We start from the raw sequence: 14678 nt of genomic DNA on the forward strand, positions 1-14678 counted from the left end.
TTCAGACGGCCTTTTTTATTTAAAACGAAATCTTTAAACGGATAACAACGGCTGCTGCCGAACAATCGCGCGGATGATGGCGCGGTTGGGGTGTAGCGCGGTTCTCAGCCTTTGCGATAGCGGATGCGGCAAGCCGAGTATTTCGGCTGCAATGGCGGCGGCGCAGATGGGGGCTGTCGCCAGTCCGCGCGTGCCGTGTGCCGTATTGATGTAGGCATGGGGCAGGTAAGGGCAGGGGATATTGTCGAGGCGGTAGTTTTTGTCCAATGCCAGCTTGGCGTAGGCGGACTGCATGGCGGCGATGTCGCCGAGCGCGCCGACAACGGGCAAGTGGTCGAGGCTGTCGCAACGTAGGGCGGCATGGCCTTGTGTGTCGAGAAGGCTGTCTGAAAACGAATCTTGCTCAAACAGGGATTGTGCCAATGGGGGATTGAGCTGTTGCAGAGCGGCGCGGTTTTCGGTTTCTTCGTGCGGATACCAAGTTTCATCGTTGCTGTTGAGGACAAATGTCGCGCCATAGCAGTGGCGGCCTTGCCAGCTTGGGCTGATGTAGCTTTCGCCGGAAATGGCGCAATTCAGCTTTTGTGAAAACGGGCTGGCGGACACAACGCCGGTTTGTCCGCGGATTTGGCGGAAAGGCAGGGCGGAGACGTTGGTGTCGGCGGCAGTCGGGCTGTGCGCGCCCATACAGTAAACAATATGGCTGGCATTGAAATGCGCGTTTGGCGTGTGTGCCGTCCATTGTGTGCCGTCATGTGATACTGCGGTCAGCGGCGAGTGTTCGTGCAACTCAATCAGCGGATGATTCAATAAGGCATGCACGACAGTGGGTGGATTCAGCCATACGCCTTGCGGCCAGTAAAGGCCGTCTGAAAATACGTCTATGCCTGCAATGTGTGCTGCCTCTTCGGCAGATACGCTGCGGTAGAGGTGTTTATGCTGGTGTTGCAAACCCAAGGCCTGATTGCGTTTGCGTTCGCTGTCGTCAAAATTCAAATGCAATACGCCGTCGCCGCCCCATACGTCGGAATCAGGCAGCAAGTCTTCCAACAATCGGCGCGTGTAGCCGTAGCCTGTCAGCAGCAGCTCGGTTTGTTCGGTATCGTGTGGCGAGATTTTGGCGTAGAGCAAGCCTTGGCGGTTGCCGCTGCCTGCCTGCGCTGCTTTGCCTGCCTCCAAAACCATAACGCGTACGCCGTGTTCCGCCAGTTTGCGTGCAGTCGCTGCACCGGCAATGCCTGCGCCGATAATCAGGACGTGTTCGGGCGCGGCTTGATGTTCAGGCCGTCTGAACCAAGGTTTTAGGGGAGTTGGGGCGGATTGGGGTATGGCTTCGGTTTGCCATTCGATATGATGGAAATGTTCGTGTAAGCGGTCGGCGCGGTGTGGCGGAACCAGCCAGAGATGTACATCAGGCAATAGGTTTTCTAAAACATTGACGCTGTTGAACTGAAGGCATTTCATGGCTTGAACGAGGCGGTTATTCAGACGGCCTTCAAGCTCGGAGGGATGATTCGATAATGGAAAATCGGGAATATGGTTTTCAGGCAGGCAGACAATCAAATAAAGCGGCGCGGTATGTTGTTCGATGCCGCGGCAAAGGGTAGCAAGGGAAGGCGTGGTGTTCCAAGCAAGGCAGGTCATGATGAAAGGCCGTCTGAAAAAAGAGGCTTTATTGTAACGCGGTTTGCTCGGATAGAATATCCGAACGGGTTTTGATAGAATCGCATGATATTTTGATTTTCAATTGATTTTCATACAGGAATTTTATGCGCCGTCTTTTATTGTGCCTTCTCGCTTCCGGCTTGCCCATCGCTTGCTCGTCCGCGTCGCCGGATAATGGCAGCAAAGCCGTTCAGTCCGAACGCTGGGCAACGCCTGTCAAACACGATGCCAACCTTTATCGCATCGACGACAAGCTTTACCGCAGCGAGCAGCCTGTTTCCGAAGATGGCGAAGCCATCGTCAAGCTGGGCATTCAAAGCGTGATCAACTTGCGCTTTTTCGACCGCAACGATGACGACCATTTGAAAGAGCATGGTTTGACCTTGCTAAATCGTCCGTTGCTGTCATGGAGCATCAAGCCGAAAGAGATTGCGGAAATCCTATACTTGATTGAAAAACAACAGCAAAACGGCGCAGTGCTTATCCATTGTTATCACGGCGCGGACCGTACCGGTTTGATTGCCGGAATGTACCGCATCATTTATCAAGGCTGGCCGGTGGAAGAAGCAAAAGCCGAAATGCAACATGGTCCTTACGGTTATCACAGCATTTGGAAAAACATTGCCAACCTGTTTACCGAAGAGAAAGTCAAGCAGGTTAAAACGCACTTGGAAGCCTTGCGCAAACGCGGTTAACACTAGGATTTAAATGATAAAAGGCCGTCTGAAAGAACAAATCTTTCAGATGGCCTTTTAAATGGCAGATTGCTTAAATCACAAAATCCGTAGATGATAATTGAATGCTTTGATCCATATCGGCAGACGGAGTTTTGGAAGAGCGGCCGACCGGTTTGGCCGGTACGCCGACAACGGTAATCGAAGACGGTACGTCGGCAACCACCACGCTGCCTGCGCCGATTTTGGCATTTTCGCCGATACGGATGTTGCCTAAAATCGAAGCGTTCGCACCAATCATTACGCCATTGCCGATTTTCGGGTGGCGGTCGCCGCTTTCTTTGCCCGAACCGCCCAGCGTTACGCCGTGGAGGATGGAAATGTTGTTGCCTAAGACGGCGGTTTCGCCGGCCACAAAACCAGTGGCATGGTCGAGCATCAAACCGTGACCGAAACGGGCGGCAGGGTGAATGTCAACACCGAAGACTTCCGACATGCGGTTTTGCAGGAAATACGCCAGCGTTTTACGGCCGTTTTGATAGAGCCAGTGGTTGATACGGTGCGCCTGTACGGCGTGGAAACCTTTGAAATACAACAGCGGCAGCGAATATTCGTCACAAGCTGGGTCGCGCTCATAAATGGCTTTCAAGTCGGCCTCGACGCATTTGCTGATACGGGTGTCCACGCTCAAAGCTTGTTGATAAATTTCAAACAGCGCACGCACATCCATAATCGGGCTGCCGAGCTTACTGGAAAGATGGTAGGCAAGTACCGAATCGAGCGAATCGTGGCGTAACACGGTTTGGTGCAGGAAGCTTGCCAGCATCGGCTCGGCCGCGGCGGCCGCTTCGGTTTCTTCGCGGATGGTGTGCCACAGATTAAAATCGGTTGAATTCAAATGGTCTTTTTTCATATTCGAGGCCGTCTGAAGAATAAAATCAGATGGCTATCTTACCGTTTTCCAACGTCTTTTAACAAGGCATTTGATAATCGACGTTCAAATGCTTGAAGTTTTTTCAGACGGCCTTATATATGGGTCATTGAATGCTAACACTCTAAAAGGATGTCAGAAATGACGGATCGTAACAAACAACACCAAAATGAAGTCGAAGAAGCGGCAGCCGTAGAGACTGCTGAAGCGGTTGAAACCGAACAAGCCGAAGCACAAGCCGAGCCAACTTACGAAGATCTGCAGGCGCGTATTGCCGAGTTGGAAGGCCAGCTCAAAGACAGCGAGCTGCGCGGTTTGGCAAACGAGCAAAACCTGCGCCGCCGCCATCAGCAAGAAATCGCCGATACCCATAAATTTGCCGGACAAAAATTTGCGGCCGAAATGCTGCCTGTCAAAGACTACCTTGAAATGGCGCTGCTCGACCAAAGCGGTAATTTCGATGCCCTGAAAATGGGCGTGCAAATGACTTTGAACGAGTTGCAAAAAGCGTTTGATGCCACCCATATTAAAGAAATCAATCCTCAGGCAGGCGAGAAACTTGACCCGCATTACCACCAAGCCATGCAGGCAGTGGTCAGCGAGCAAGAACCAAACACCATCGTCAGCGTGATGAAAAAAGGCTATACATTATCCGACCGCGTCCTGCGTCCTGCGATGGTTGTCGTGGCGAAAAAAGAAGATTGAAGGCACCGCTTGATACAGTTTATCAAGCATAAAATCTTTAGACGGCCTTATCCGGTTTCAAAGCCCGATATTCCGCTATTGGAAAATTATTCCGATAAACCGGAATCGGAAAATTAAAGCCGGCCGTCTGAAAAAAGAATAAGCGGCTTGTGGATAAATAAATCAAGTATTTGAATTTAATTTAAAAAAAAATTTAAATTAAGCCTTGAAAAAAAATGAAGCAACCTTATTTACAAGCCATCGGAACGAAATGTTCCACAGGATTATTAATTTAGAAAAGTTTATTTATTAGGAGCAACATAATATGGCAAAAGTAATCGGTATTGACTTAGGTACAACCAACTCTTGTTTGGCCATTTCTGAAAACGGTCAAACCAAAGTGATCGAAAATGCAGAAGGTGCACGCACCACTCCTTCCGTTATCGCTTATCTGGACGGCGGCGAAGTCCTCGTCGGCGCACCCGCCAAACGCCAAGCGGTAACCAACGCTAAAAACACCATCTACGCTGTAAAACGTTTGATCGGTCATAAATTTGAAGACAAAGAAGTTCAACGCGACATCGAATCCATGCCTTTCGAAATCATCAAAGCCAACAACGGCGACGCATGGGTGAAAGCGCAAGGCAAAGAGCTGTCTCCGCCGCAAGTTTCCGCAGAAGTCCTGCGTAAAATGAAAGAAGCCGCCGAAGCTTACTTGGGTGAAAAAGTCACTGAAGCCGTGATTACCGTTCCAGCCTACTTCAACGACAGCCAACGTCAAGCGACTAAAGACGCAGGTCGCATCGCAGGTTTGGAAGTAAAACGTATCATCAACGAACCAACCGCAGCCGCTTTGGCGTTCGGTATGGATAAAGGCGACAACAAAGACCGCAAAGTAGCTGTATATGACTTGGGTGGTGGTACTTTCGATATTTCCATCATCGAAATTGCCAACCTCGACGGCGACAAACAATTTGAAGTATTGGCTACCAACGGCGATACTTTCTTGGGTGGCGAAGACTTCGACCAACGCTTGATCGACTACATCATTGACGAGTTCAAAAAAGAGCAAGGCATTGATTTGAAACAAGACGTAATGGCTCTGCAACGTCTGAAAGAAGCTGCCGAAAAAGCCAAAATCGAATTGTCCAGCGGTCAGCAAACTGAAATCAACCTGCCATACATCACTATGGACGCAACAGGTCCTAAACACTTGGCCATGAAAATTACCCGTGCCAAATTTGAAAGCCTGGTTGAAGATTTGATCCAACGTTCTATCGAGCCTTGTAAAGTTGCATTGAAAGATGCCGGCTTGAGCACCAGCGACATCGACGACGTAATTTTGGTCGGTGGTCAAAGCCGTATGCCGAAAGTACAAGAAGCCGTTAAAGCCTTCTTCGGTAAAGAACCTCGTAAAGACGTGAACCCTGACGAAGCTGTTGCCGTAGGTGCAGCGATTCAAGGCGAAGTATTGAGCGGCGGCCGTAGCGACGTATTGCTGCTGGACGTAACTCCTCTGTCTTTGGGTATCGAAACCATGGGCGGCGTGATGACCAAGCTGATTCAAAAGAACACTACTATTCCGACTAAAGCGTCTCAAGTGTTCTCTACTGCCGAAGACAACCAAAGCGCAGTAACCATCCATGTGCTGCAAGGCGAACGCGAGCGCGCTTCTGCCAACAAATCTTTGGGTCAGTTCAACTTGACCGACATCGCACCTGCACCACGCGGTATGCCGCAAATTGAAGTTACTTTCGACATCGACGCCAACGGTATCTTGCACGTTTCCGCCAAAGACAAAGGTACTGGCAAAGCGGCCAACATCACCATCCAAGGTTCTTCAGGTTTGAGCGAAGAAGAAATCGAACGCATGGTGAAAGATGCCGAAGCCAACGCTGAAGAAGATAAAAAACTGACTGAATTGGTCGCTTCCCGCAACCAAGCCGAAGCCCTGATTCATTCTGTGAAAAAATCTCTGACTGACTACGGCGACAAACTCGATGCTGCTGAGAAAGAAAAAATCGAAGCTGCGTTGAAAGAAGCTGAAGAAGCAGTTAAAGGCGACGACAAAGCCGCTATCGATGCCAAAGCCGAAGCTTTGGGTGCAGCCAGCCAAAAATTGGGCGAAATGGTTTACGCTCAAGCGCAAGCTGAAGCACAAGCAGGCGAGGGCGCACAAGCCGAGTCTTCTGCTAAGAAAGACGACGACATCGTAGATGCCGACTTTGAAGAAGTAAAAGACGACAAAAAATAATTGATGCCGTCTGAAAAAGCGCGAATCGAAAGGTTCGCGCTTTTTGTCGTTTGGGAAATGTGTAAAGACGCTTTGTCAAAATTGACGGTAAACTTTCAAAACCATGCTACATCATTGTGTTGCCATACTTCTATTGCCGAATTTTGAACAGATTTCGCCGAATGCTGACAGCAGCTGACAGTTAAAGCCATTAATATTTTGTCCATCGCTTGAGTGCGAATAAATTCTTATTTTTACCTCAAATCAACCCCTTGAAAGAAGATAAATATGAAAAAACTGATTCAAATGACCTCCTTGATGGTTGCAGCTGCCGGTTTGGTATTGGCTCCTGTCGCTTCTGCACACGGCAAACACGAAATGCATCCGAAACAAGAACGTATGCACAAAAAAGCCAAACCGCAAAAAATGAAAAAAACTGCACCTAAAGCCAAATACCACGCAGCCAAGCCCAAACAGCATCAAGAGCATCGCCACGACCATCATTAAGATGAATCCTCAACAATAAATAAGGCCGTCTGAAACCCAAACATCAGGTTTCAGACGGCCTTTAGTTTATCTGTCAAATAGAGGTTTGCCGTTTTTCTTGTGCCAAACGGGTCGGCTCCAACCAGGCAATGTTTCTTTCTGCAAGCGCATTGCGCCAATAATCCAGTTTGGTATCCAAATCTTCAGAGAAACTGTCTTGATTCAAAAGCTGAATGATAACACCGCCGTCCGTAGCTTCAGCCAAGCGGCTGATTTGACGCAAAATGCCACGATCGGGAACAGTTTGCGTGCGTACGCCGATGAGAAGTTGCGCCGGAGTTTGTTTCAATTCGGCTTCTAATTGTTCCAAATCTTTTCTGCCGGCGACCACGCCTTTGTCTATCCATTCTTGCGCCAAAACACCGGAAAACCAAAGCGGCTCAGGCCATTCAGTTTCCAGTGTAACTGCCCATTTGGGCGCATTATTCAGCGTAATTTTAGATGAAACGGGAACGATGTTTTCCTGAAAATCATCGGCATCAACAATTTTCGTTTGCCATGTGCGGAGGATGTTTTGATAGTAGGGCTGATTCAAATCCAAACGTTCGCGAAGGGTTTTTAAAGTAATCTTGCAAGCCAGCCAAGCAAGCAAGCGCGGCAGAATACCATAGCAGATGATGCTGCCGATGAGTAAACCCGCCCAAGCGCGTGCATCTTCGATATGATTGTTCAGACGGCCTGCAATTACGGCCTGACTGTCGGGAACAGGAAAGCCCAAACGTTCCGGCAGCCATGACAAAGCTTCAACCGTTTTCACCAACGCCGTATTGCTTAAAAGCGTACTTTCCCAGTTGAACGTATATTGACGCACCAAAAGCAGCAGCAAAACAGAAACCAACATTCCCGACAGCGTGCAAAGCCACAGGCCGTGTGAAGTTGCACCAATCAGCCAACGCGTTTGCGGTTTGCGCCATTCGTCCACATAAAGCCGCAAAATTGCCTGATTGACCGGATCTTTACCTCGGAACCAAGTTGCCGGACTGCTGATAAAGTGCACATTTTTCAAACGCAAGAATAAAGTCGCCAGCCACACCAGCAGCATGACCGTATTCATGCCCAAAATCCCGGCCAATACCAGAAAAAAGTTCAGCCCTTGATTGTCCATCAAAAGATAAGTACTGGAAAAACCGACCGTAAACAACAATGTCGCTGCAACAATCCAAAGCCAAAACGAGCCTGTCTCCACCTGTTGCAACACATATTTCAAATGCTGGTCGCGGTCAATAATTTGGGCACGGCGTATCAGTTTTTCCTCATTGCCGCCATCAATATGTCGCAACGCTTCCGTCGCCTGCACAGGATCTCCCGGAAAAATATAGGCACGTTCTTCAAGGATACGGACCAATTCGACAAGTTTTTGCGATGGATTCAACATAAATGATAGGCCGTCTGAAAGATACAATGGAAACAGCTGTAAAAGCAGTTTCGATTTTGAATAGGGTATATAGTGGAATAGATGTAAAAAAAGCAGCCCGAAAGCTGCTCATTTTGAGTGTGGTGCGGACGGAGAGACTCGAACTCTCACACCTCGCGGCGCCAGAACCTAAATCTGGTGCGTCTACCAATTTCGCCACGTCCGCACTAATTTGAACCGTGGATTATACACAAGATTAATGGGGGCGCAAAGTCTTGTTTGCTTGAATTTTTCGGTTTATCCCTTATATAATGATTTATTCCGGCCGTCTGAAAGCAGGGTTTGTTTTCAGACGGCCTCAACTTTACTATTGGTGAGGAAGGGCAGATGCCTGCTTTATTGATTAAAGATTTTTTGCAGACGCAAGGTTTGAAGTTGCCTGCGGATGAGATACATGTTGCTTATTTGACTGCCCAGGCTGTGATTAAAATGGGCAATGCTTCTGTTGAGCGTTCGATTTTGTGGCCGTCTGAAGACGGTTGGCAGTTGGCAGATTATGTTGATGCCGAACATGAATTGTTGCTGAAACAGATTTTTATGGCTTTGGATTCGGTTGCCGAGCGCACCGAGCATTTGAAAAGTGCAGCGGTTTATACAGCGTTTCCGAAAGATGGCGCGTTGTCGCTGGTTCGACTGAGCCGTTGGGGCGTACCGTTGGAAAATGTGATTCCAATCGACGAGCAGGCCGGACAGGCTTTTTTGGCTGTGCGTACGGCGCAAAGCGGTTGGATGAATGTTTGTCAGAATGTGGCGTATTGGCAGGAAATTGGTGAATTGTCGGCCGAACGCAATCATCTCGGCTTGAGTCAGATTTCTGTTCCTGTCTGTATGCCCAGCGGTGCGGTTTTGGGTGTGGTACATGCCGAGTTTGATGTCAAAGACGGCGCGCCAGACGAAGTATTGGTGGCTTGGATTGCCCTTGCTTTGGCCTTGTCGGATTCTTTGAAAAATCTGTTAGGCGTGGCTGAAAAAGAGGAAGCGGAAAATGAGTAAGGCCTTGAAGTTTGTCGCGTCATGCCGTTTGCCTACAGAATGGGGTGAGTTTACCATGCACGGCTTTGAAGAAGAGGGCGGTCAGGAGCATGTCGCATTGACGATGGGCGATGTTTCAGACGGCCTGCCTGTGTTGTCGCGTATTCATTCCGAGTGCTTGACCGGTGATGCTTTATTTTCGGTGAAATGTGATTGCGGCCCTCAACTTCAAGCAGCGATGCAGGCCGTTCAGAAAGAAGGGCGTGGCGTTATCGTATATTTGCGCCAAGAAGGTAGGGGCATTGGTTTGATAAACAAAATCCGTGCTTATCGTTTGCAAGATCAGGGCTTGGATACGGTTGAGGCCAATGTTGCACTCGGCCTTCCTGTTGATGCGCGCGACTTTACTTTGGCCAAACAGATTTATGATTATCTGCATATTCGTGAAGTCAGATTGTTGACCAATAATCCTGAAAAAATCCAAACGTTGAAAGATTCCGGCATTAATGTGGTCGAACGGATTGCATTACATGTCGGCGAAAATGTGGAAAATGAACGTTATCTGCATACTAAAGCGGATAAATTGGGACATTTGATTTTCGATTGATAGATAGGCATAACGGTAATTTTTGCGTTTAAATAAAATATTCTATATTCTTTCAATGGGATATATTTTTATTTAAATAAAAACCTTGCGCATGGTCTGATTTTTTGATTTAATGTCAGCTTATCGGGTGATTAGCTCAGTTGGTAGAGCGTCTGCCTTACAAGCAGAATGTCGGCGGTTCGACTCCGTCATCACCCACCAAGTTTCCTTTCATTGTCTTTGACAGTGGATGCGCGGTGGTAGCTCAGTTGGTTAGAGTACCGGCCTGTCACGCCGGGGGTCGCGGGTTCGAGCCCCGTCCGCCGCGCCATTATTTAAAAAGCACTGATTATATCAGTGCTTTTTTATTTGTCTTAAACACACAATTCAGCTGCGAAAATAGAAATAGGTAAGTAACAGGATATTGAAAGTTAAATACTGTTTAACCTTAATTTCTGATGATTTTAAAAAAAGGCCGTCTGAAACTTTTAAAGTTTCAGACGGCCTTTAGTCTATTGAAACAATAGATTAAATATCCAATTCTGCCGTATCACCTTCTTTTTCCATCCATGCGCGGCGGGCGGCGGCTTCGCCTTTTCCCATCAGTTTGACGAAGATGTCGCGTGTTTCGTCATCCGCACCTTCGGGGATTTGTACCTGCAACAGGCGGCGGGTGTCGGGGTGCATGGTGGTGTCTTTGAGCTGGTCGGGGTTCATCTCGCCCAAGCCTTTGAAACGGCTGATGGAATAAGCAGTTTCTTTAACGCCTTCTTTTTGCAGTCGCTCCAAAATGCTATCGAGTTCGTTTTGGTCGAGGGCGTAGAATTTGCGGGCAGGTTTGTTTTTGCCTTGTACGTTGACATCGACGCGGAACAGCGGCGGCTGGGCGACGTAGATGTGTCCGTCGGCGACCAGTTTCGGGAAGTGGCGGTAGAACAGGGTCAGCAGTAAAACTTGAATATGTGAGCCGTCCACGTCGGCATCGGACAGGATGGCGATTTTGCCGTAGCGTAGGCCGCTTAAATCAGGATTGTCGTTGATTCCATGCGGATCGACGCCGATGGCGACGGAAATATCATGGATTTCGGCATTGCCGAAGAGCTGGTCCGGGTGGACTTCAAAGCTGTTGAGGACTTTGCCGCGCAGGGGCAGGATGGCCTGTGTGGCTTTGTCGCGGGCAAGTTTGGCAGAGCCACCAGCGGAATCACCTTCGACGAGGAAGAGTTCGTTTTCTCGGATGTCTTCACTTTCGCAGTCGGTCAGCTTACCGGGTAAGACAGCGACGCCGCTGCCTTTTTTCTTTTCAATCTTTTTAACCGAACGCATCCGCGCTTGTGCCTGACGGATGGCGAGTTCGGCAATTTTTTTGCCGTAGTCCACGTTTTGGTTCAGCCACAATTCCAAAGGGTCGCCCGATACGGTGGCAACCAGTTTCAGTGCATCGCGGTTGGTCAGCTTGTCTTTAGTTTGACCTTGGAACTGTGGATCGAGGACGCGGGCAGAGAGGACGAAGGCGGTTTTACCAAACACGTCGTCGCTTTGTACTTTCACGCCGCGCGGCAAGAGGTTGTGCAGATTGATGAAGTTGTTGACGGCATTGAACACAGCTTGTTTCAAGCCTGCTTCGTGCGTGCCACCCAATGGCGTGGGAATCAGGTTGACATAGCTTTCGTTGGCGCACGAGCCTTCTTCCAGCCAAGTCAGGGCAAATGCTGCGCCTTCTCCAATGCTGAAATCGCCGTTGTGGCTGTCTGAAATGTAGTTTTCGCAGGAGAAGATAGGCACGGCTTCTTGTGCGTCGGCAATGAGGTTGGTCAGATAGCTTTTCAGGCCGTCTGGATAGTGCCAGGTTTGGGTGTGTGCTTCGTCTTCGCCTTTGATCGGACGGGTCAGGGAAACGCGTACGCCCGGCAGTAAGACTGCTTTGGCGCGCAACAGGCGTTCGAGTTCGGGAATGCTGTAATTTGGGCTTTCAAAATATTTGCCGTCCGGCCACACGCATACTTCGGTGCCGCTGTCTTTGACGGCGCATTTGCCCACTTCAGTCAATGGCTCGATGACGTCGCCACCGGAAAAGACGATGCGGTGGACTTTGCCTTCACGTTTGACTGTTACTTCAAGGCGGGTGGAAAGGGCGTTGGTAACAGATACGCCGACGCCGTGCAGACCGCCTGAAAAGGCATAGGCGCTGCCGCCGTCTTTTTTGTTGAACTTGCCGCCTGCATGCAGACGGGTAAACACGAGTTCGACCACGGGTACACCTTCTTCAGGGTGCAGGCCGACGGGAATGCCGCGGCCGTTATCACGGACGGAAAGCGAACCGTCTTCATGAATTTGCACGTCGATTGCAGTCGCGAAACCGCCCAATGCCTCGTCTGCTGCGTTATCAATCACTTCCTGACAGATATGGGTCGGGCTGTCGGTACGGGTGTACATGCCGGGACGTTCTTTGACCGGCTCCAAGCCTTTGAGGACGGTAATGCTGGATTCGCTGTATTGATTGTTTTTAGCCATAGGAATAATGTAAAGGCCGTCTGAAAGGATGAAAAACAACGCTTTCAGACGGCCTGAAAGCGTTTGGGTTATAGGTTTTCTATTGGATTGCGACGGATAAAGTCTTCATAGCTTTCTATGCCGCGCAGGAAACGGGAGAGTTCGGTCAATGCGTCTAAATACACGCCGCGCTTGAAGTCGATGACTTCGTCAACCGGCGCCCAGTATTGGTGCCAGCGCCAGCCGTCGAATTCAGGATGATGGCAGGCGCGGAGGTTGACGTCGCTGTCGCGGCCGACCAAGCGCAAAAGATACCAAATCTGTTTTTGTCCGCGATACGAACCGCGCCATTCACGGCGCACCCAGTGGCTGGGCACGTCATAACGCAACCAGTCGCGCGTACGGCCAACGATTTTGATGTGTTGCGGTAACAGGCCGACTTCTTCGTACAATTCTCGGTACATGGCGGTCTCAGGACTTTCGCCCGGCTTGATGCCGCCCTGCGGAAACTGCCATGAATGTTCGCGTACGCGTTTGCCCCAAAAGACTTCGTTACGTTCGTTAATCAGGATAATACCGACATTGGGGCGATAGCCTTCTCTGTCTAACACGGTGTCGCCCTTCATTAAATTCAATCGTGCAATTTTCCCACAAATTGGGCGGTTTTGACAAATCTTGAGGCCGTCTGAATAAGCCCACAGTTTTTTCCAGACGGCATGAAACCGTTTCTCAAAAAATGTTGTTTATGAATAAAACCATAGCTTCAGGCCGTCTGAAAAATGAAAATTTTTTCTGCTTTAAGGTCTTGCATTCAAAAGCTTTTTGCCGTTTAATGCAAACCTTGCTGAATCAAGGGCAAAGGACACATGCCGGCCGCCCCCACAGTTTCCCTTTTGTAAGTGGCATCTGCCACCGCTGCAATATTTTCACCCCCCGAACAAAAGGTCTGAAACCATGAAAAAATCTTTGATGGCGGCGGCAATCGTGAGCCTCGTCTTGACTGCGTGTAGCGGAGGACAAGGCACCGCCGCAGAATCTTCCGCATCTCAAACTCAAACTTCTTCCTCTCAAACGGATAAACTCAATATCTACAACTGGTCGGATTATGTTGATCCTGCCACGCTGTCTGCGTTTGAAAAAAATACGCATATCAACGTCCGCTACGATTACTACGACAGCAACGAAGCACTGGAAGCCAAGCTGCTGACCGGCAAGTCGGGTTATGACCTGGTTGCGCCGTCTATTGCCAATGTTGGCCGTCAGATTAAAGCCGGCGCGTATCAAAAAATCGACAAATCGCAAATTCCCGATTACGCCAATATCGATCCTGATTTGTTGAAAATGATGGAAGCCGTTGATCCGGGCAACGAATATGCCGTCCCTTATTTCTGGGGCATCAATACGCTGGCAATCAACAAACAGCAGGTTCAAAAGGCTTTGGGTACGGACAAGCTGCCTGAAAACGAATGGGATTTGGTGTTCAATCCTGAATACACGAAAAAGCTGAAATCCTGCGGCATCAGTTATTTTGACAGCGCCATCGAGCAAATTCCTTTGGCTTTGCATTATTTGGGCAAAGATCCGAACAGCGAAAACCCTGACGACATCAAAGCTGCTGTTGAAATGATGAAAAAAGTGCGTCCCGACATCAAACGCTTTACCTCGTCGGGCTATATCGACGATATGGCGGCCGGTAATCTTTGCGTATCGGTGGGTTATGGTGGCGACCTCAATATTGCCAAAACCCGTGCCAAGGAGGCTGGAAACGGTGTCGAAGTCGAAGTATTGGCGCCGAAAAGCGGCGTCGGTATCTGGGTGGATTCGCTGATGATTCCGCGTGATGCGCAAAATGTGGCCAATGCACACAAATACATCAATCACACGCTCAATCCGGAAACAGCGGCCAAAAACGGCAACTATGTGACTTATGCTCCGGCCAGCCGTCCGGCGCGTGATTTGATGGATGAAAAGTACACATCCGATGCATCGATTTTCCCAAGTAAAGAATTGATGGAAAAAAGCTTCATCGTTTCGCCCAAGTCAACCGATGCGAGCAAACTCAGCGTTCGTTTGTGGCAGGCTTTGAAAGCAGGGCGATAATTAAAATTGAAATTTGAATACTCAGGCCGTCTGAAACAGTTTTTCAGACGGCCTGAGTGTTATAATTGTCAACACTTTTCAAATATCCTATCAGGAGAAACAGCGTTATGAGCAATTCAGTCATCACCGTCATCGGCAAAGACCGTGTGGGCATTGTGTACGACGTTTCCAAAATTTTAGCGGAAAACCAAATCAATATTCTCAACATCAGCCAACAGCTGATGGACGATTTTTTTACCATGATTATTTTGGTGGACACTTCAAAATGCACCAAATCGCGTCAAGAGGTTTTGGATTTGTTTGCGGAAGAGAGCAAAAAACTCGCGCTTGATATCCGTATGCAAAACGAAGAAATTTTCCAAGCCATGCACCGTATTTAA

13 protein-coding genes and 3 tRNA genes are annotated in these 14678 nt (G+C 49.0%); 10 read left to right on the forward strand and 6 right to left on the reverse strand.

Going from position 1 to position 14678, the window contains the following annotated elements:
- Positions 1-33: 33 nt before the first annotated feature.
- Positions 34-1644 carry an FAD-dependent 5-carboxymethylaminomethyl-2-thiouridine(34) oxidoreductase MnmC gene (gene mnmC, locus ACTHS8_RS09205; protein ID WP_440373534.1) on the reverse strand — a complete coding sequence of 537 codons (1611 nt, stop codon included), beginning with the start codon at positions 1642-1644 and terminating at the stop codon, positions 34-36.
- A 125-nt stretch (positions 1645-1769) separates the two neighbouring features.
- Here mnmC and ACTHS8_RS09210 point away from each other — a divergent pair, with 125 nt between their 5' ends.
- Complete coding sequence (locus ACTHS8_RS09210) at positions 1770-2360, forward strand: tyrosine-protein phosphatase (RefSeq protein WP_308880930.1); 591 nt, start codon at positions 1770-1772, stop codon at positions 2358-2360.
- A gap of 73 nt (positions 2361-2433) precedes the next feature.
- Here ACTHS8_RS09210 and cysE read toward each other — a convergent pair whose 3' ends face one another.
- Positions 2434-3252 carry a serine O-acetyltransferase gene (gene cysE / locus ACTHS8_RS09215; RefSeq protein ID WP_070583842.1) on the reverse strand — a complete coding sequence of 273 codons (819 nt, stop codon included), beginning with the start codon at positions 3250-3252 and terminating at the stop codon, positions 2434-2436.
- Between the two features lie 150 nt (positions 3253-3402).
- Between cysE and grpE the strand changes: the two genes are divergently transcribed.
- The 3 genes from grpE to ACTHS8_RS09230 all read left to right on the forward strand — a co-directional run bounded on the left by grpE (position 3403) and on the right by ACTHS8_RS09230 (position 6694).
- A complete protein-coding gene (gene grpE / locus ACTHS8_RS09220; RefSeq protein ID WP_440373535.1) occupies positions 3403-3975 on the forward strand; it encodes a nucleotide exchange factor GrpE in 573 nt (190 codons plus the stop codon).
- A gap of 304 nt (positions 3976-4279) precedes the next feature.
- Positions 4280-6208, forward strand: a complete 1929-nt coding sequence (gene dnaK / locus ACTHS8_RS09225; RefSeq protein WP_440373536.1) for a molecular chaperone DnaK — start codon at positions 4280-4282, stop codon at positions 6206-6208.
- Positions 6209-6475: 267 nt separating this feature from the next.
- A complete protein-coding gene (locus tag ACTHS8_RS09230; protein WP_440373537.1) occupies positions 6476-6694 on the forward strand; it encodes a hypothetical protein in 219 nt (72 codons plus the stop codon).
- Between the two features lie 73 nt (positions 6695-6767).
- On the opposite strand, the gene ACTHS8_RS09235 is transcribed toward ACTHS8_RS09230, so the two are convergent.
- On the reverse strand, positions 6768-8108 hold the full coding sequence (locus tag ACTHS8_RS09235; protein WP_440373538.1) for a DUF2868 domain-containing protein: 1341 nt from the start codon (positions 8106-8108) through the stop codon (positions 6768-6770).
- Between the two features lie 120 nt (positions 8109-8228).
- Positions 8229-8313: transfer RNA gene (locus tag ACTHS8_RS09240), tRNA-Leu, on the reverse strand.
- A gap of 161 nt (positions 8314-8474) precedes the next feature.
- On the opposite strand from ACTHS8_RS09240, the gene ACTHS8_RS09245 reads away from it, so the two are divergent.
- The 4 genes from ACTHS8_RS09245 (at position 8475) to ACTHS8_RS09260 (ending at position 10036) form a co-directional block, all read left to right on the forward strand.
- Complete coding sequence (locus ACTHS8_RS09245; protein ID WP_440373539.1) at positions 8475-9140, forward strand: hypothetical protein; 666 nt, start codon at positions 8475-8477, stop codon at positions 9138-9140.
- A complete protein-coding gene (gene ribA / locus ACTHS8_RS09250) occupies positions 9133-9726 on the forward strand; it encodes a GTP cyclohydrolase II (protein WP_003747497.1) in 594 nt (197 codons plus the stop codon). Before ACTHS8_RS09245 ends, ribA begins: the two co-directional genes overlap by 8 nt.
- Before the next feature lie 125 nt (positions 9727-9851).
- A tRNA-Val gene (locus ACTHS8_RS09255) sits at positions 9852-9927 on the forward strand.
- Positions 9928-9959: 32 nt separating this feature from the next.
- Positions 9960-10036 (forward strand) — tRNA-Asp (locus ACTHS8_RS09260).
- 197 nt (positions 10037-10233) lie between these two features.
- Here ACTHS8_RS09260 and parE read toward each other — a convergent pair.
- Together parE and ACTHS8_RS09270 are read right to left on the reverse strand one after the other, a co-directional pair.
- Entirely contained in the window at positions 10234-12219 is a 1986-nt protein-coding gene (parE, locus tag ACTHS8_RS09265) for a DNA topoisomerase IV subunit B (RefSeq protein ID WP_440373540.1), read from the reverse strand.
- A 68-nt stretch (positions 12220-12287) separates the two neighbouring features.
- Positions 12288-12824 (reverse strand): RNA pyrophosphohydrolase, encoded by a 537-nt coding sequence (locus ACTHS8_RS09270; protein WP_004520487.1) that lies wholly within the window; start codon positions 12822-12824, stop codon positions 12288-12290.
- A gap of 328 nt (positions 12825-13152) precedes the next feature.
- Here ACTHS8_RS09270 and ACTHS8_RS09275 point away from each other — a divergent pair, with 328 nt between their 5' ends.
- Both ACTHS8_RS09275 and ACTHS8_RS09280 read left to right on the forward strand, forming a co-directional pair.
- On the forward strand, positions 13153-14298 hold the full coding sequence (locus ACTHS8_RS09275; RefSeq protein ID WP_440373541.1) for a polyamine ABC transporter substrate-binding protein: 1146 nt from the start codon (positions 13153-13155) through the stop codon (positions 14296-14298).
- A gap of 107 nt (positions 14299-14405) precedes the next feature.
- Positions 14406-14678, forward strand: coding sequence for an ACT domain-containing protein (locus tag ACTHS8_RS09280; RefSeq protein ID WP_063076269.1), 273 nt, complete (start codon positions 14406-14408; stop codon positions 14676-14678).

The organism is Neisseria sp. P0016.S008, assembly GCF_051957775.1.
In the GTDB taxonomy this organism is placed as follows: Bacteria; Pseudomonadota; Gammaproteobacteria; order Burkholderiales; family Neisseriaceae; genus Neisseria; species Neisseria flavescens_B.